We start from the raw sequence: 14,539 nt of genomic DNA, 5'->3' as shown, positions 1-14,539 counted from the left end.
GTGATGGGCTGCTTGCGGCGATGTGGGTGGGCGCGGCAGGGTTTGCCCGCATGGACCACACTCAGCAGGCGATGGCCAGGCTCACCTCGGCGGGCGTACGGGGCATCGCCCTGACCTGGGTGGACAACGCCGGTATCACCCGGGTCAAGGCGGTGCCCACGGCGCGGCTCAAGCAGGCGGTGCGCAACGGCGTCGGCATGTCGCCGGTCTTCGACGTCTACCTGGTCGACGACTCGATGACGGACAGCCCCCATATCGGCGGCCCCGACGGAGACCTGCGGCTGGTCCCCGACCTGGACCGGCTGACCGTCCTCGCCGGCCAACCCGGCTGGGCCTGGGCCCCCGTCGACCGCTTCGAATCGTCCCGGGCCCCCTACCCCGCCTGCCAACGACGGTTCGCCCGCCGCCAAGTGGCCACTGTCGCCGAGGAGTTCGGCATCGAGCTGCTGATGGGCTTCGAGACCGAGTGGATGGTCGCCCCGGCGGCCGACCCGGCGGGACGGGTCGCCACCGGACCCGCCTACGGAATGTCCCGGCTGGTCGAACTCTCCGACTACCTCGGCGCGTTGCTCGAAGCGTTCACCGCCCAGGGGCTCGAACCCCTGCAACTCCACCCCGAGTACGCGCTCGGCCAGTTCGAGGTCTCCCTCACCCCCACCGGCCCCCTCGCCGCCGCCGACCTCGCGGTACTCGCCCGGGAAACCGTCCGCGCCGTCTCCGCCCGCCACGGACTCGCCGCCTCCTTCGCGCCGATGGTGCGCGGCGACGGCCTCGGCAACGGACGCCATCTGCACCTCAGCCTCTGGCGCGACGGCAAGAACCTCTGCCGGGGCGGCGACGGCCCGTTCGGCATGACCGCCGACTGCCAGGCGTTCCTCGCCGGCGTCTTCCGCGAACTGCCCGCGCTGATGGCGCTGGGCGCGCCCTCGCCGGCCAGCTATCTGCGGCTCCGCCCCGGCCACTGGTCCGGGGCCTACCACTCCTGGGGCCTGGAGAACCGGGAGGCCGCACTGCGCTTCGTCGAGGGCTCGCCCGACGACCTCGGCGGCGCCAACGCCGAACTCAAGTCCTTCGACGGCGCCGCCAACCCCTATCTCCTGGTCGGCGCCGTACTGGCCGCCGGAATCGCGGGCCTGCGCGAGGAGTTGACGCTGCCGCTGCCCGTCATCGGCGACCCGGCACAGCAGTTGAACCAGCAGCGGCTACCCGAAACGCTGCCCGCCGCGATCGACCGACTGGCGGCGTCATCGGTGCTCGGCGCCGCCCTCGGCCCCGAACTGCTCGGCGCGATCCTCGCCGTCCGCCGCGCGGAGGCGGAACTGTACGAGGCAACCGGGCCCGACGACCTGATCACCGCCACCCGCGACCGCTACTGACCGGCGGCCGAACGATGACCCCTGACGAACTGCCGCCGCTGCCCCCGCTCGTTGACCAGCACTGCCACCGGGTGCTGCGCGAAGTCCCCACGACCGTCGCCGAGTTCGAACGCTGGCTCGCCGAGTCCCCGCACCCGCCGGCGGCCGGCACCAGCTACTTCGACAGCCAGCTCGGCCTCGCGGTACGCCGCTGGTGCGCCCCCGCGCTTGGCCTCCCGGCCTACGCCACCCCCGACGACTACCTCCGGGCCCGCACGGCCCTCGGCGCCCCCGAGGCCCACCACCGCCTCCTTGCGGCGGCGGGCATCGGCACCTTCCTGGTCGACACCGGCCTGCCCGCCGGCGGCGCGGCGTCCTCCGACGCCGGGGGGCCGTCGAACGGCGGGGGTGGTTGGACCGACAAGCGGCGTACCGGCAACGGTAGTTGGGCTGACGACGGGCCGGGGTACGTCGACCGTCACCCCGACGGCCGCTGGGCCGCCCACGGGGGTCGCCCGTCTACCGCCGCGACGCCGCCTCGCGGTTCGAACGATGCGGCCGGTGCCTGGGTGGGGGTGGGGGAGATGGCGGCCGGGGTCGGCGGCACGGCCCGGGTGGTGACGCGGTTGGAGTGCCTGGCCGAGGCGGCGGCCGACCGGGCCGGGCAGGACACCGACGCGTTCCTCGCCGGCCTGGCCAAGGCCATCGGTGCGGCGCGAGCCACCTCGGTCGCGTTCAAGTCCGTCGCCGCCTACCGGCACGGGCTGCAGCTGGCGCCCGAACCGCCCAGCAGGGCCGAGCTGTGGACCGCCGCCGAGCACTGGCTGCTCACCCGTCCGGCCGGCGGCCGACTGCGCAACCCGGTGCTGGCACGGCATCTTCTCTGGTCGGCCGTCGAGACCGGCCTCCCGCTCCAGCTGCACACCGGCTTCGGCGACGCCGACCTACGGCTGCACCGCGCCGATCCGGCGCTCCTCACCGACTTCGTGCGGGCCGTCGGCCCCACCGGCGGGCCGCTGGTGCTGCTGCACTGCTACCCGTTCCACCGGCGGGCCGCCCATCTGGCGGCCGTCCACCCGCAGGTCCATGTGGACCTCGGCCTGACGCTGAGCCATGTCGGCACCCGCGCCGGCGCGGTCCTCGCCGAGACGTTGGAGCTGGCCCCGTTCGGGAAGGTGCTGTTCTCCACGGACGCCTACGGCCTGCCGGAGCTGTATCTGGTCGGCGCGCGGCAGTTCCGTCAGGCGCTGGCCGAGGCCCTGACCCAACTGGCGGCGCCGCGCGCCGAATGGCCACGGATCGCCGCCCTGCTGGCCGCCGACAACGCCCGCCGCGTCTACCGTCTCGACTGAGGCCAGGACGGCAGGTCACCCCGCGCCGAAGGACAGGACGCGGGCGGACACCGGGCCGGAAATCAGTCGGCGCCGAAGAGCGAAAGCAGCTCCGTTCGGCCGAACATCCGCGCCGTGTCCACCGCCGACGGCTGGCCGGCCGCCGGGTCGGCGCCCGCGGCCAGCAGAACGCGGACCACCGCCGACTCGTTCTTGAAGACCGCGCCGGCGATGGGCGTCTGCCCCTTGTCATTGCTGCGGGCCGGGTCCGCGCCGCGCGACAGCAGCGCCTCGACGGTCGCCACATGGCCGTGGTACGCCGCCAGCATCAGCAGCGTGTCGCCCTTGTCGTTGCTGAGGTTCGGCGGGACACCCGCGTCCACATACGCGGCGACGGTGTCCGTGTCCCCGTCCCTGGCCAGGTCGAACACCTTCGCCGCGAGCTGGAGCACCTCGGGGTCGTGGGCGGGCTCGTTGCTCTCCGGTGCCGGGCCGGTCATGGGGTCTTCCTCCTCGATGGTGCCGTTTGGGCACAGCCTACGTACTCTGACTGCCATGCTTGCCCGTTTGGCCTCGGCGTTCCACTGGGACCGCCTGTCCCTGCTGCCGGGTCTGGCCGTCCTGGTGGACGGTGTGCTGCTCTTCGGGGCCGCCGCGGCCGGGAGTCCGCTGCGGGCGGCGATCGGCTGGGCGCTGGTGCTGATCGCGGGCGCCGCGCTCGGGCTGCGGCACCGCTGGCCGGTCGCGGTCGGGGTGCTGGCGATGGTGGTGGCCGTCCTCTACTACCCGGTCACCCCGGTGGACGGGCCGGCGCCGCTGGCCGTCTATGTGCTCGCGCTCTACACGGTCGCGCGCAGCGGCCAGCTGACCGCCGCCGTCGCACTGGCGGTCTTCACCCTCCTGGTGATCACCTGGGCCGAGATGTTGACCACCGACGAACGCCATGTGGACAACATGGCGATCGTGCTCTTCGGCGGCTGGTTCCTCAGCCTGATCGCCCTCGGCCACGCGGTACGGGTCCGGCACGCGCACCAGCACGAGGCGGAGCAGCGCGTGCTGGCCGCCGAACGCGAGCGCGACCTCCGGGCCCAACAGTCCGCGACGGAGGAACGGCTGCGGCTGGCAAGGGAGTTGCACGATGTGCTGGGCCACAACATCTCGCTGATAAACGTCAGCAGCACCGCCGCGCTGCACCGCAGCGCCAAACGCCCGGGCGAGACGGCTGAGTTGGTCGGCGCCCTGGAGCTGGTGCGCGACACCAGCAAGGACGCGCTCCGCGAACTCCGCGCCACACTGGGCGTGTTGCGCCAGGTGGACGAGGCGGCGCCGGTCGAACCGGCGGCCGGTCTGGAACGGCTCGGCGAGCTGGTGCACCGCGCGGGCGGCAGCGGCCTCGACATCCGGGTCGAGACCACGGGGGAGGCGCAGGTGCTCCCACCGGGCATCTCCCTCGCCGCCTACCGGATCATCCAGGAGTCCATCACCAACATCACCCGGCACGCGCGGGCCAGCGAGGCCGTCGTCCGGGTCGACTACACCGAGCGTGAACTGCGGCTCCGCGTCGAGGACAACGGCGGCGGCGCCGAACCCGGCGCGCAGGGCAGCGGCATCCTCGGCATGACCACCCGCGCCCGCGCCCTCGGCGGCGACCTCACCGCCCACAACCGCCCCGACCCCCCGGGCTTCCGCGTCACCGCCCACCTCCCCCTCCCCCTCCCCACGGCCTGAACGCGAAGGGGGGACGGCTACTCCTGATCCCCGGCGTCCGTCGCTGGGGCGTCCGTCGCGGGGGCGTCGGCGGCTGGGTCGTCGGCGGCGGGGTCGTCGGCTACGAAGAAGCTGGTGACGAAGCCGGTGACGCGGCCCGTCGCGTCGTGGCCGACCCAGGTGGGGTAGGCGCCGTCGCCCCAGCCGGTGGGGAAGCCGACCAGGCCGTAGCCGGACCTCGGGTCCACCACGGCGCTGGGCAGCGGCGGCGGGGGTACGTCGCGGCCGTAGATGGCGTCGATCAGATCGTCGCCGTCCTCGCCCAGGAGGTTGGTGAGTTGGGGCGCCGCCATGGCGTCGACGAAGCAGCCGGTGCCGGTGTCCACGCCGTAGCCGATCCACTCCTCGTCCGAGAGCCCCGCCGTGTCCTGGCCGGCGACCAGCGCCAACGACCAGCGGACGGCCGGCTCGTCGCTGATCCGCAACCAGGCGGCGGCGGCCCGGTCATGGGCGAACTCCGGCGCGTCGGGCTCCGTCACCTCGACGATCGACAGCACCACCGGATAGGTGCCCGGCGGCACCTCGTCGACAAAGGGCTCGACGCCGTCCTCGATCCCGATCAGCGGATCGCAGGCGGCCACACGCCCGGAGGGCAACGTCAACGGGGCCTCGGGCAACGCGTTGACGGTACTGGTTTCGCCGCGTGAACCGTGGAAAACACTTCCCAGGGTGAAGAGGCGGGCGATATCGGGCGCGGGCAGAGGCATCGATGGTCATCCCGTCGTGGTTTTCATCGGGTCGAACAGGTCGAGAATCCGGGCGGGAGCGCGAACCCGCTGCGACCGCGCGGCCATCATCGCATGGGTGTGCGGCGCACATCCGGGCGCCCGGGTCCGGCTCTGGGTCTGCCGCGCGCGCCCCTTGCGGGGTTAGTGTCGAAAGTACGAGAAGTGACAGACGGGGAAGGTGAGTTGGGGATGCGCGGAGCACGACCATGGGTGCTGACCGTCGCGCTGGGCGCTGTGTTACTCAGCGGCTGCGGCAGCGACAGCGGTGATGGCGTGACCCCAGCCGACGGTATGGGCGCGGTCGAGGACCCGCCGGGCGCCGAGGAGGAGGCCCCCCTCGAACTGGAGGAGGGGACGGTCGACGAGGACGCGGTGCTGGACCAGGCCGAGCAGTTGTTGGGTGCGCTGGTGCCGTCGGAGGATCTTCCGCCGGGCTATGAGCGCACCGTCGAGGGAGCCACCCACGGCGGCGCCACCTGCGCCGATCCCGTCGATCCGGCGCCGCCGGTCGACATCCTGCAGTCCGGCCGGGTGAGCTACGAGGGCCCGGGCGACGCGTCGGTGATCGTCGAACTCTGTTCGTTCGCCGACCAGTCGGCGGCCGAGGCGGCCTTCGCCAGCGCCACCGGCCATCTGCTGGTGACCACCGGCACGGAGATCGAGGGCGTTTCGCTGGGCGACCAGAGCAGCTATATCCATGTCGAGGACGACGCGGAACGGTCGGTCGTCCTGGAGATGCGGACGGGCACCGTGCTGCTGCGCGCCGTGCACGCCCAGGAGTCCGGGGTCGACGGCGAGGCCGACCTGCTGGAGACGCTTGGCGCCGCCCAACTCGACCGGCTGGACGCGGCCCGTACCTCCTGAACGGCGCTTCCGTGACGGAGAACTCCCGTGACGGAGAACTCCCGTAACGGAGAACTCCGTGACGGAGAAAGAGAAAGGGAGTGCGGTGATGCGCATTTCGTATGAGGTCTTCCACAAGGACGTCCCCACATTGGTGGACTTCTACGTCCGCGTCCTGGGGTTCCGGACGCCCGAGGGGCCCGTATCCCCGGAGCATGTCGTCGTCCGCCGGGACGAGGTACGCGTCGCCTGCTGTCAGCACGACGAGGCGGACCCGGCGCCGCGTCGACCCCCCAACGGGAGTGAGATCGTGCTGCGCGTCGACGACATCAGGGCCGAACACGAACGGGTGGTCGCCAGCGGCTGGCCGCTCGCCGACCCGCTGCGGACGCGGCCCTGGGGGCTGACGGACTTTCGCGTCTTCGACCCGGCCGGGCAGTATCTGCGGATCACGAGCGCGACGGCCGAGGGCTGACGTCGGGCGGGGTACCGGGGCCGGCTCCCGCACAGCCGCCCGCCTACCCTGGTTGCCATGACCACGACGCGCCCAGGAGACCCCGACGTCAGACGGGTGAGAGTGCTCCTCGCCGACGACCAGATGCTGGTGCGAGCGGGGTTCCGGTCCATCCTCGCGGACGAGGAGGACATCGAGGTGGTGGGCGAGGCCGGCAACGGCGCCGAGGCCGTCGCCCTCGCCGAAGAGCTGCGCCCCGACATCGTGTTGATGGACATCAGGATGCCCGGGACGGACGGCCTCGCGGCCACCGAGAGGATCGTCGGGGACGAACGGCTCGCCGGGGTCCGCGTCGTCATCCTGACCACCTTCGACGTCGACGACTACGTCTACGGCGCGCTGCGCGCCGGCGCCTCCGGGTTCCTGGTGAAGGACACCGAGCCGATGGAACTGCTGCACGCCATCCGGGTCTGCGCGCGCGGCGACGCGCTGATCGCGCCGACGATCACCCGCCGGCTGATCGCCGAGTTCGCCGGCCGCGTCAAACAGCCGGACCCCAGCCCCCGGTTGAACGCGCTCACCGAACGGGAACGCGAGGTCATGGGCCTGGTCGGGGCCGGGCTCACCAACGACGAGATCGCCCGCCGGCTGGTGCTCAGCCCGGCCACCGCCAAGACCCATGTCAGCCGGATCATGACCAAACTGGCGGTCAGGGACCGCGCCCAGCTGGTGATCCTCGCCTATGAGACGGGCATGATCACCCCCGGCTGGATGAGCTGACCGTCCGCCCTGGGGCCCTGGGCCCCAGGGCCCTTGGGGGACGGCGTCGGGGCTTCCCCCGAGACGTTCCCAGGGGGACCGCAACCGGGGGAGTACGTCGCGCCCCCGCCGTGCGCCCGCTGGCGTATCGAGAGTGTCAGCTGGCGGCTGACGTGCGGAAACACCTCCGGAGGCCACTGTTGTCGGGTGACCGAACAGCCCGCCGCCACCCGCGCTCCGGAGGACCAGCCCCATGGAGCAGCTCGCCGTCCTCCTGCTGAGCTGCTTCACGGCGGGCTATCTGGTGACCGGCGGCGCCGGCCTCGGCCTGGTCATGCTGCTGCCGTTCCTGGGCCGGGACGCGGACGAACGGGCCTCCCTGCGGGCGGCCACCGCGCCCTTCGGACCGCTGGGCGGGCTGTGGCTGCTCGCCTCGGCCGGCACCCTGCTGGCCTGCTTCCCGTCGCTGGCCCCGGAGTTGGGCGGCCTCGCGCCGCTGCTGGCCGCGCTGCTCGGCGGCACGCTGCTGCGGCTGGTGGGCCGTGGCATCCGTCCGCGCGCCGACTGGCCCTCGGTGGCCGGCAGTTGGCTGACCGTACTGACCTGGGGGTGGCTGCTGGCCTCGCTGGTCGGCGGGGCCCCGGTACGGCCGGCGCCGCCGGCGGTCGGGCTGCTCAGCGCGGTCTGTGTGGCGCTGCTGGTGCTGGTACACGGCATCGGCTTCGCCGCCCTCCGGGCGACGGGACCACCGTTCGAACGGGCCCGACAGCTGGCGGGGCGGGGCGCCGGCCGCTCCCTGGCACTGACCGGGGCGTCGCTGGCGGCCCTGCCACCCCTCGCCGGCGCACGCCTCCCCCTCACCCCCCACGCGGCCCCCACCCCAACCCTGGCCCTCCTCACCCCCTTCCTCCTCCTCGCGCTCCTCACCCTCCTCCACCACCACCCCCCTCCACAGCGCTAGCCCCCGACGGGCCGGGCCGGGTCGGCCGCTGCCGGCCTACCGGCCGGGGGCGCCTGCCCGCTGGGCGGGGCCGTGCCGTGTGGCGGGGTTCCGGCTGGCGCCGGGGCGGAGCTGCGGGGCTTGTGGGCGGTGCGCGGTCCTGCCCACGCGGGAAGGGGCGTTGGCCATTGCGTGCCTGCCGGCCCGCTGCCGGGCTGCTTTGCCCCGCTGGGCGGGTTGCGCCGCGCGGCGATGGTGGCCGGCCGGCGGTCGGGGTTCCGGCTGGCGCCGGGGCTGGTTGCGCTGCCGGTTGGTCGCCGGCCTGCGGACGGGAGTTGGCCGGCGGGGCCGGTTTGGTCCTTGGGCCTGGCCGTTCCCCCTGGCCCCCAGGCACCCGGTCGGTCGTCGGGCGGTTTGGGCCGCTCCGGGGCCGGCTGTTTGTCCCGGCTCGCGGTCCGGCCGGCCGCAGGCGGGTGGGGCCGGGCCGGCTGGCGCCGGGGCGGGTTGCGCGGCTTGTGGGCAGGGCGGGGTTCTGCCCGCGCCGGGAGGGACGTTGGCCTGTTGCGCGCCTGCCGGCCGGCGGCCGGGCCGAGCCCGGCAGGCGCCGGGCTGCCTGCCCGCTGGGCGGGGCCGCGCCGCGCGGTGGTGGCGGGGCCGGGGGGCGGTCCCCGGCCCGCGCCGGAGCCGGTTGCCCGCCAGGGCGGGGTGGTGTTCGGCCTTGGGGCCCGGCCGTTCCTTCCGGTTCGGCCGGCCGCAGGCCCTTACGGCGCCCTTCCCGGTCACCGACCACCCACCCGCCTGCCCGTCCGGCCGCCGCCCCGCCCCACCCCGTTCGTTCAGGACTCGCCGTTCGGCCGGCCGCAGGGGCACCGTTCGGCCGGTCCGTTCCGGCGCCTGTAAGTCGTCGTCTCTGTCGTCGTCCAAGTCGTCGTCTCTAATGAAGGAGCAGCAGTCATGAGGTCCACATCGCACGGCGGCCCGCCGGCCGGTTCGGCGCAACCCCCGGAGGGCACCGGCTCTGTGTTCGCCCGGCTCGCCGGGTTCTCGTTCCGGTGGCGGAAGGCGTCGCTCGGGTTGTGGTTGCTGGTTTTGGTCGGGGTCTGGGCGTTGGCCTCGGCCGTGGGGGACGACTACCGGGAGGACTACTCGCTGCCCGGTACTGATTCCCAGGCCGCGCTCGAACTGTTGGAGGAGCACGGCTCCGACCAGGGCGGCGACACCGTCGAGATCGTGTTGCACGCCGAGGGCGGCCTCGACGGGGCCGCCGTCGAGGAGCGGGTCGCGGCGATGCTGACGGAGGTCGCGACGTTGCCGAGGGTCGCCGGCGTGCACAGTCCGTACGAGGACGGTTCGGCCGTCTCGGCCGACGGCACCGTCGGCTATGCGACGGTCGTGTTGGACACCCCGGCCGAGCAGATGCCGGTCGGGGACACCGAGCGCATCCTGGACACCGCGCGGGAGGCGCAGAGCGACGCGCTGCGGGTCGAGTTGGGCGGCGACGCGGCCCGCGCGCTGGGCGAGGGGGAGGGGGGCGCCGCCGAGGGCATGGGCATTCTGGCCGCCCTGGTGATCCTGGTGTTGATGTTCGGTTCGGTGCTGGCCGCCGGACTGCCCGTGATCACCGCGCTGTTCGCGGTCGGCTCCACGCTGGGCGCCATCGTGCTGGCCTCGCACCTGTTCACCATCGCCGACTACACCGTCTACGTCATGATGCTGGTCGGCCTGGGCGTCGGCATCGACTACGCGTTGTTGATCTTCACCCGCTACCGCGCCGAGTTGGTGGCCGGCGCGAGCCCGGAGCGGGCGACGCGTGGCGCGTTGGACGCGGCAGGCCGGACGGTGTTCTTCGCCGGCTGCACGGTGATCGTCGCGCTGCTCGGCCTGGTCGCGCTCGGCCTCGGTTCCCTCCAGGGCATCGCGCTGTCCGTGGCGTTGACGGTGTTGGCCACCATGCTGGCCTCGCTCACCCTGCTGCCCGCGCTGCTCGGCCTCTTCGGCGACCGGTTCGCCCGGCACTTCCCGGCGCGGGCCAGGAAGCGGGCCGGGCGGGGCAAGCCGCCGACCGGCACCGCCTGGCGGCGGCTCGGCGGCGCCGTGCAGCGGCGGCCGTTGGTCGCGTTGACGGCCGCCGTGGTGGCGCTGCTCGCGCTGGCCGCGCCCGCGCTCGATCTGCGTCTCGGCATGGCGGACGCCGGCAACGACCCGGCGGACTCGACCAGTCGGGCCGCCTACGATCTGCTCTCCGACGGCTTCGGCCCCGGCTTCAACGGTCCGCTGGTGATCGTCACCGACGGCGGAGAGGGCGGCGCCGAGGCCGCGGCCGGGGAGGCCGCCGAGACGGTCGCCGGGCTCGACTCCGTGGCGGCCGTCACGCCGCCGAGGCCCACCGAGGACGGGCAGGTGGCGACGGTGGTCGTGTTCCCCACCTCGTCCCCGCAGGACGAGGCCACCTCGGAGTTGGTGGGCGAGTTGCGCGACACCGTGCTGCCCGCCGTGGGCGAGCGCACGGGTGCCGACTATCTGGTCGGTGGCGCCACCGCCGCCACCGAGGACTACTCGGCGAAGGTCGCCGAGCGGATGCCGCTCTTCGTGGCCATCGTGGTCGGTGTGTCGGTGCTGCTGCTGATGGCCGTCTTCCGTTCGGTGTTGATCCCGCTCAAGGCCGCGCTGTTGAACCTGCTCAGCATCGGTGCGGCCCTGGGCGCGATGACACTGGTCTTCCAGGAGGGCTGGTTCGGGGTCGAGCCGGGGCCGATCGAGGCGTACCTCCCGGTGATGATCTTCGCGATCGTCTTCGGACTCTCCATGGACTACGAGATCTTCCTGGTCTCGCGGATGCACGAGGAATGGGAGCGGCACCGGGACCACCAGTTGGCCGTCCGGGAGGGCCTGGCCCACACCGGTGCGGTGATCAGCGCGGCCGGCGCGATCATGGTGGTGGTCTTCGGTGCCTTCATGCTCAGCCCCGACCGGCTGTTGCAGCAGATGGGATTCGGGATGGCGGTGGCGATCCTGGTGGACGCCGTGATCATCCGGTGCCTGATCGTCCCCGCCGCGATGCAGCTGATGGGCCGCCACGCCTGGTGGCTGCCAGCCCCGTTGGCGCGGATCCTGCCGAAGGTGGAGCTGGAGCGGCACGGAGACCCGGCGGCCGAGGTGCGGGAGCAGGCGCCGGTGCGGTAGCGCTCACGCCGGCGGTGAACGCGGCGAACGCGCCCGCTACGACGCTGGGGCCGGGCACTCGGCCCAGCCCCAGCGGTCGGGCGGCTCGTTCGAGCGCGCGGCCCACCAACTCGCCCGCTCTGACCAGGCGTTCCTCCCGCTGCCCCGGCGGCGCCTGGCGGACCTCGATCGCCTGCCTGATCACATCGGTGAAGACCGACTGCACCCGTTTGTAGGCCAGATAGCGCGGCAGGTCCCTGGCCATTCCCTCGGCGGCGCCCGGCAGCCGTTCCTCGACGGCGCTCGCCCAGCGCAACACCATGGACTGCTCCTGCGGCTGTGGGTAGTCCATCAGGTGCAGATGGGTGGCGAGGTCGTAGAGGGGATCGCCGACCAGCGCCAACTCCCAGTCGATGGTCCAGAGTTGGCGGTCGGCCTCGGCGACGATCAGATTGTCGCGGTGCAGGTCGCCATGGAGCAGGCAGAACGGCCGGTTGGTCATTCGCGCCGCGCTTCTGACAAGCGGCCCCGTCACGCTGAGTACCTCGGCTTCGACCCCGAGGGTCTGAAACAGGCCGCCCAGCGCGGCCTGGTGTCGGGCATGGACACGCCGGCGGGTGAACCGCACCAGCGCCCGGAGGAAGTCCCGGCCGGTGCGCGGCCTGGACGGCACCGGGCAGCTGTGCACCAGCGCCATGGCCACCGGCGGTATCTGCGCCAGCCGCCCGAACAGGGCGGCGAGCTGGTCGAGTTCGGCCCGGGCCAGCGCGGTGCCCGGGGGGCGGGAGACGGAAAGCGCCTCGCCCTCGATAAAGCCGTGCACCCTGGTGCCCTCGGGGCCGAGTCGGTACACCGGGGCGATGCGTTCGAAGCCGAGGAGCGCCAGCTCGATCAGCACGTCCTCCTCGTCGAGGAAACAGCGTGGGTCGAAGCGCTCCACGCTCGGCCTGGGGGTCGGGGCCTTGATCCGTCCTTGGACGGGAAGTTGGCTCTGCGCGGGGAGCACCTGCCAGTCGCGGTGGTGCCCGCGAAGGAGGTGCCCGGACAGCGGTTGGCTCATGATGGCGGCTTTCCGGCAGTGGGTTCGTTACGGGTAGCGATACGGTACGCCGGGACGAGACCACTGTTGATGGCTCAAAAGGGTGCATCTGACTCTGCACCTCACTGACCGAGGGCGGCCAGTACCCATTGCAGGGAGCGCACCACATGCTCCGCGCCCGCCGAACGAAACGCGTCCTCCCCCGCGTCGTCGAGCGCGTAGCCGAGGAACGGCACGCCGGCGGCGGTGGCCGCCGCGTGGTCGGCGAGGCTGTCGCCGATCATGACCGCGCGCGCGGGCGTGGTGCCCGTCGAGCCGAGGGCGCGCAGCACCGAGTCGGGGTGCGGTTTCAGCAGGGAGAGGTTGGCGGTGCGGCCGTGCACCCGGCCGCCCACATAGCCGGAGAGACGCAGCCGTTCCAGGTAACGGACGGCCGCCAGGGGGGAGTTGTTGGTGGCGATGGCCACCTGGCGCCCCCGGGTCGCCAGTGCGGCGATCACGGTGGCGGCGTAGGGGGTGGGGGCGGCCGAGGCGGCCGCGCGCACCTCCTCCCGGGTGAGCGCCGCCTCCAGCCGGCTCAACACCTCGGGGGCCGGCCGCTGCCGGGCTATCCCCCGCAGCACCTGGTGGGGGTCGGGGGAGGTCCGCAGCTCCGCCGTCAGCAGCGCCGAGACCGCCAACTCGTCGGTCAGCTCCCTGAGCCGGTCGGCGACCGAGGCGGCCGAGCGGACCGCGAAGAGTTGGCAGACGGGGCCGTCGAAGTCGAAGAGAACACAGTGTGCGTGACTGATGAGTCCTCTCATCTAACCGAGTGTGAGCGGTTGGGCCAGCGTTGACCAGAGGGACGTGAACCACTGGTGTGACTCTTCAACAAAAGCGGTGTCCTCGGTGGAACGGAACACTTTGGAGTTAAGTCCCAGAACGTCGTATATCTCCAGTTGCTCCTTCTCGAATTCGACCGTTCTGGACACCACCTGGTAGTAGGCGGTGAGCACTTCTGTTCCATTGAGGAGATAGACCTTCTGTACGGGAGTGATGGGCACCTCCCGGATCTCCACCGTCACCTGGGGCACCAACCGCATCTCGGCGAGCGAGGTCAGCTGGTGGCGGAGCGAGGTGGAGAAGGTCCGGGTCAACTGGCGCAGCCTGGCCCTGGGGCGCTGGTCGTCCGGATCGGAGATCAGCCGGGGGTAGGCGGGCGGCGCGTCGGGGCTCGGCAGCAGCACCCGGACGGCGATCGAGCGCGGCGTCAACTCCCCGGCGGAGATGGCGATCAGCGGGCCGGCGAGCGCCGAGTTCAGGGTCTCGGTGGTGAGGCAGAACGCGTCGATGGAGATGTCCTTGGACTGGAACGCCACGGCTATCCGGTCCGCCACCTCGACCCCGGCCGGGCGGGGGCTGTCCGCGCCCGGCATCGACACCACGGCCGGCGCGCCCCGCCCACGGGCGGCGATATAGCCGTCCCGCTCCAGCGCGGCCAGCGCCTGCCTGACGGTGGTGCGGTTGACCCGGAACTCCTCCACCAGGGCCCGCTGCGTGGGCAGCTTGGCTCGCGGCGGCAGCTCGCCGGACCTTATCCGGTCGCGCAGCACACCCGCGATGTGGTCGGGAGAGAGCGGGTCACCGAACGGGTCCGGGAGCTCGCTCTCCGGGACGATCTCCTGACTCACGCCGTCACCATACAACTTTCGGCCAGATACGGAAGGTTGATATGAGGACGTTTCCAAGAGGACGCCAACTGGGGAAAACATTCATATAGTTGGCGAACAACTTGGCCAACTTTTCAGAGTTCACCTGAGTTGACGTGATGTGAGGAGGGGTCATGCTCGTTACCACCATCATCGTGGCTGCCTTCGGCATCGCGATGGAGCAAGCGGTGGAGGTCCAGTACGGACTGCCGGGGCTGATCGGACTGTTGATACTGCGCACGGGGCTGCGGAAGCGGAACTTCACCTGTGCGTGTGTGGGAACCACTGTGCTGGTCACACTGGCCATAGGCGCTCTGTAACGGAGCGCCCATGGCCAGAGTGGGGGGTTCGGCTAAACGGCGTGCGAAGTCGGCGAGAGCCAGACCGAAGGCGACACCCGAGGCGAGACCTGAGGCGAAACCTGAGGCGACACCGAAGGCGGAGGTAGCCCCCACGGGAGAAGGACATCAGAA

Annotated in this window: 13 protein-coding genes and 1 pseudogene; 9 read left to right on the top strand and 5 right to left on the bottom strand. The window is 72.4% G+C overall.

All coding sequences use genetic code 11. The features are described 5' to 3' along the window. Positions 1-50 precede the first annotated feature (50 nt). Positions 51-1,376 carry a glutamine synthetase family protein gene (locus AOM46_RS09740; protein ID WP_078856641.1) on the top strand — a complete coding sequence of 442 codons (1,326 nt, stop codon included), beginning with the start codon at positions 51-53 and terminating at the stop codon, positions 1,374-1,376. Positions 1,377-1,390: 14 nt separating this feature from the next. Beyond that, the gene (locus tag AOM46_RS33090) at positions 1,391-2,707 is read left to right on the top strand and encodes an amidohydrolase family protein (RefSeq protein ID WP_062208194.1); all 1,317 of its coding nucleotides are present in this window, start codon (positions 1,391-1,393) and stop codon (positions 2,705-2,707) included. A gap of 62 nt (positions 2,708-2,769) precedes the next feature. Here the strand turns inward: AOM46_RS33090 and AOM46_RS09730 are convergent, their stop codons facing one another. Then, a complete protein-coding gene (locus AOM46_RS09730) occupies positions 2,770-3,186 on the bottom strand; it encodes an ankyrin repeat domain-containing protein (protein ID WP_062208191.1) in 417 nt (138 codons plus the stop codon). 55 nt (positions 3,187-3,241) lie between these two features. On the opposite strand from AOM46_RS09730, the gene AOM46_RS09725 reads away from it, so the two are divergent. Continuing rightward, positions 3,242-4,414 carry a sensor histidine kinase gene (locus tag AOM46_RS09725; protein ID WP_062208188.1) on the top strand — a complete coding sequence of 391 codons (1,173 nt, stop codon included), beginning with the start codon at positions 3,242-3,244 and terminating at the stop codon, positions 4,412-4,414. Between the two features lie 17 nt (positions 4,415-4,431). Here the strand turns inward: AOM46_RS09725 and AOM46_RS09720 are convergent, their stop codons facing one another. Then, positions 4,432-5,160 carry a DUF4241 domain-containing protein gene (locus AOM46_RS09720; protein ID WP_062208185.1) on the bottom strand — a complete coding sequence of 243 codons (729 nt, stop codon included), beginning with the start codon at positions 5,158-5,160 and terminating at the stop codon, positions 4,432-4,434. Between the two features lie 210 nt (positions 5,161-5,370). On the opposite strand from AOM46_RS09720, the gene AOM46_RS09715 reads away from it, so the two are divergent. The 5 genes from AOM46_RS09715 (at position 5,371) to AOM46_RS09695 (ending at position 11,360) form a co-directional block, all read left to right on the top strand. Beyond that, positions 5,371-6,045, top strand: a complete 675-nt coding sequence (locus AOM46_RS09715; protein WP_158920339.1) for a hypothetical protein — start codon at positions 5,371-5,373, stop codon at positions 6,043-6,045. 88 nt (positions 6,046-6,133) lie between these two features. Beyond that, positions 6,134-6,499 (top strand): glyoxalase/bleomycin resistance/extradiol dioxygenase family protein, encoded by a 366-nt coding sequence (locus tag AOM46_RS09710; RefSeq protein ID WP_062208179.1) that lies wholly within the window; start codon positions 6,134-6,136, stop codon positions 6,497-6,499. A gap of 57 nt (positions 6,500-6,556) precedes the next feature. Continuing rightward, positions 6,557-7,258: a response regulator transcription factor gene (locus AOM46_RS09705; RefSeq protein ID WP_062208176.1), complete on the top strand. Its 702-nt coding sequence runs from the start codon at positions 6,557-6,559 to the stop codon at positions 7,256-7,258. 232 nt (positions 7,259-7,490) lie between these two features. After that, positions 7,491-8,198: a cytochrome d ubiquinol oxidase subunit II gene (locus AOM46_RS09700; RefSeq protein WP_062208174.1), complete on the top strand. Its 708-nt coding sequence runs from the start codon at positions 7,491-7,493 to the stop codon at positions 8,196-8,198. 933 nt (positions 8,199-9,131) lie between these two features. Continuing rightward, the gene (locus AOM46_RS09695) at positions 9,132-11,360 is read left to right on the top strand and encodes an MMPL family transporter (protein WP_078856636.1); all 2,229 of its coding nucleotides are present in this window, start codon (positions 9,132-9,134) and stop codon (positions 11,358-11,360) included. Positions 11,361-11,649: 289 nt separating this feature from the next. Here AOM46_RS09695 and AOM46_RS35230 read toward each other — a convergent pair. The 3 genes and pseudogenes from AOM46_RS35230 to AOM46_RS09685 form a co-directional block, all read right to left on the bottom strand. Then, positions 11,650-12,399: pseudogene (locus AOM46_RS35230) on the bottom strand (aminoglycoside phosphotransferase family protein); the annotation flags it as partial. Between the two features lie 101 nt (positions 12,400-12,500). After that, positions 12,501-13,181 carry an HAD family hydrolase gene (locus tag AOM46_RS09690; RefSeq protein ID WP_062208170.1) on the bottom strand — a complete coding sequence of 227 codons (681 nt, stop codon included), beginning with the start codon at positions 13,179-13,181 and terminating at the stop codon, positions 12,501-12,503. Beyond that, entirely contained in the window at positions 13,182-14,048 is an 867-nt protein-coding gene (locus tag AOM46_RS09685; protein ID WP_062208169.1) for a winged helix-turn-helix domain-containing protein, read from the bottom strand. It lies immediately after the preceding gene. A 152-nt stretch (positions 14,049-14,200) separates the two neighbouring features. On the opposite strand from AOM46_RS09685, the gene AOM46_RS09680 reads away from it, so the two are divergent. Further along, positions 14,201-14,386 (top strand): hypothetical protein, encoded by a 186-nt coding sequence (locus AOM46_RS09680; protein ID WP_062208166.1) that lies wholly within the window; start codon positions 14,201-14,203, stop codon positions 14,384-14,386. The last annotated feature ends 153 nt before the right edge of the window (positions 14,387-14,539 follow it).

Source organism: Streptomyces sp. NBRC 109706 (genome assembly GCF_000974485.1).
Taxonomy (GTDB): Bacteria; Actinomycetota; Actinomycetes; order Streptomycetales; family Streptomycetaceae; genus Streptomyces.
Note: the sequence above shows the minus strand (reverse complement) of the source record. Positions and strands in the feature narration are given on the sequence as shown.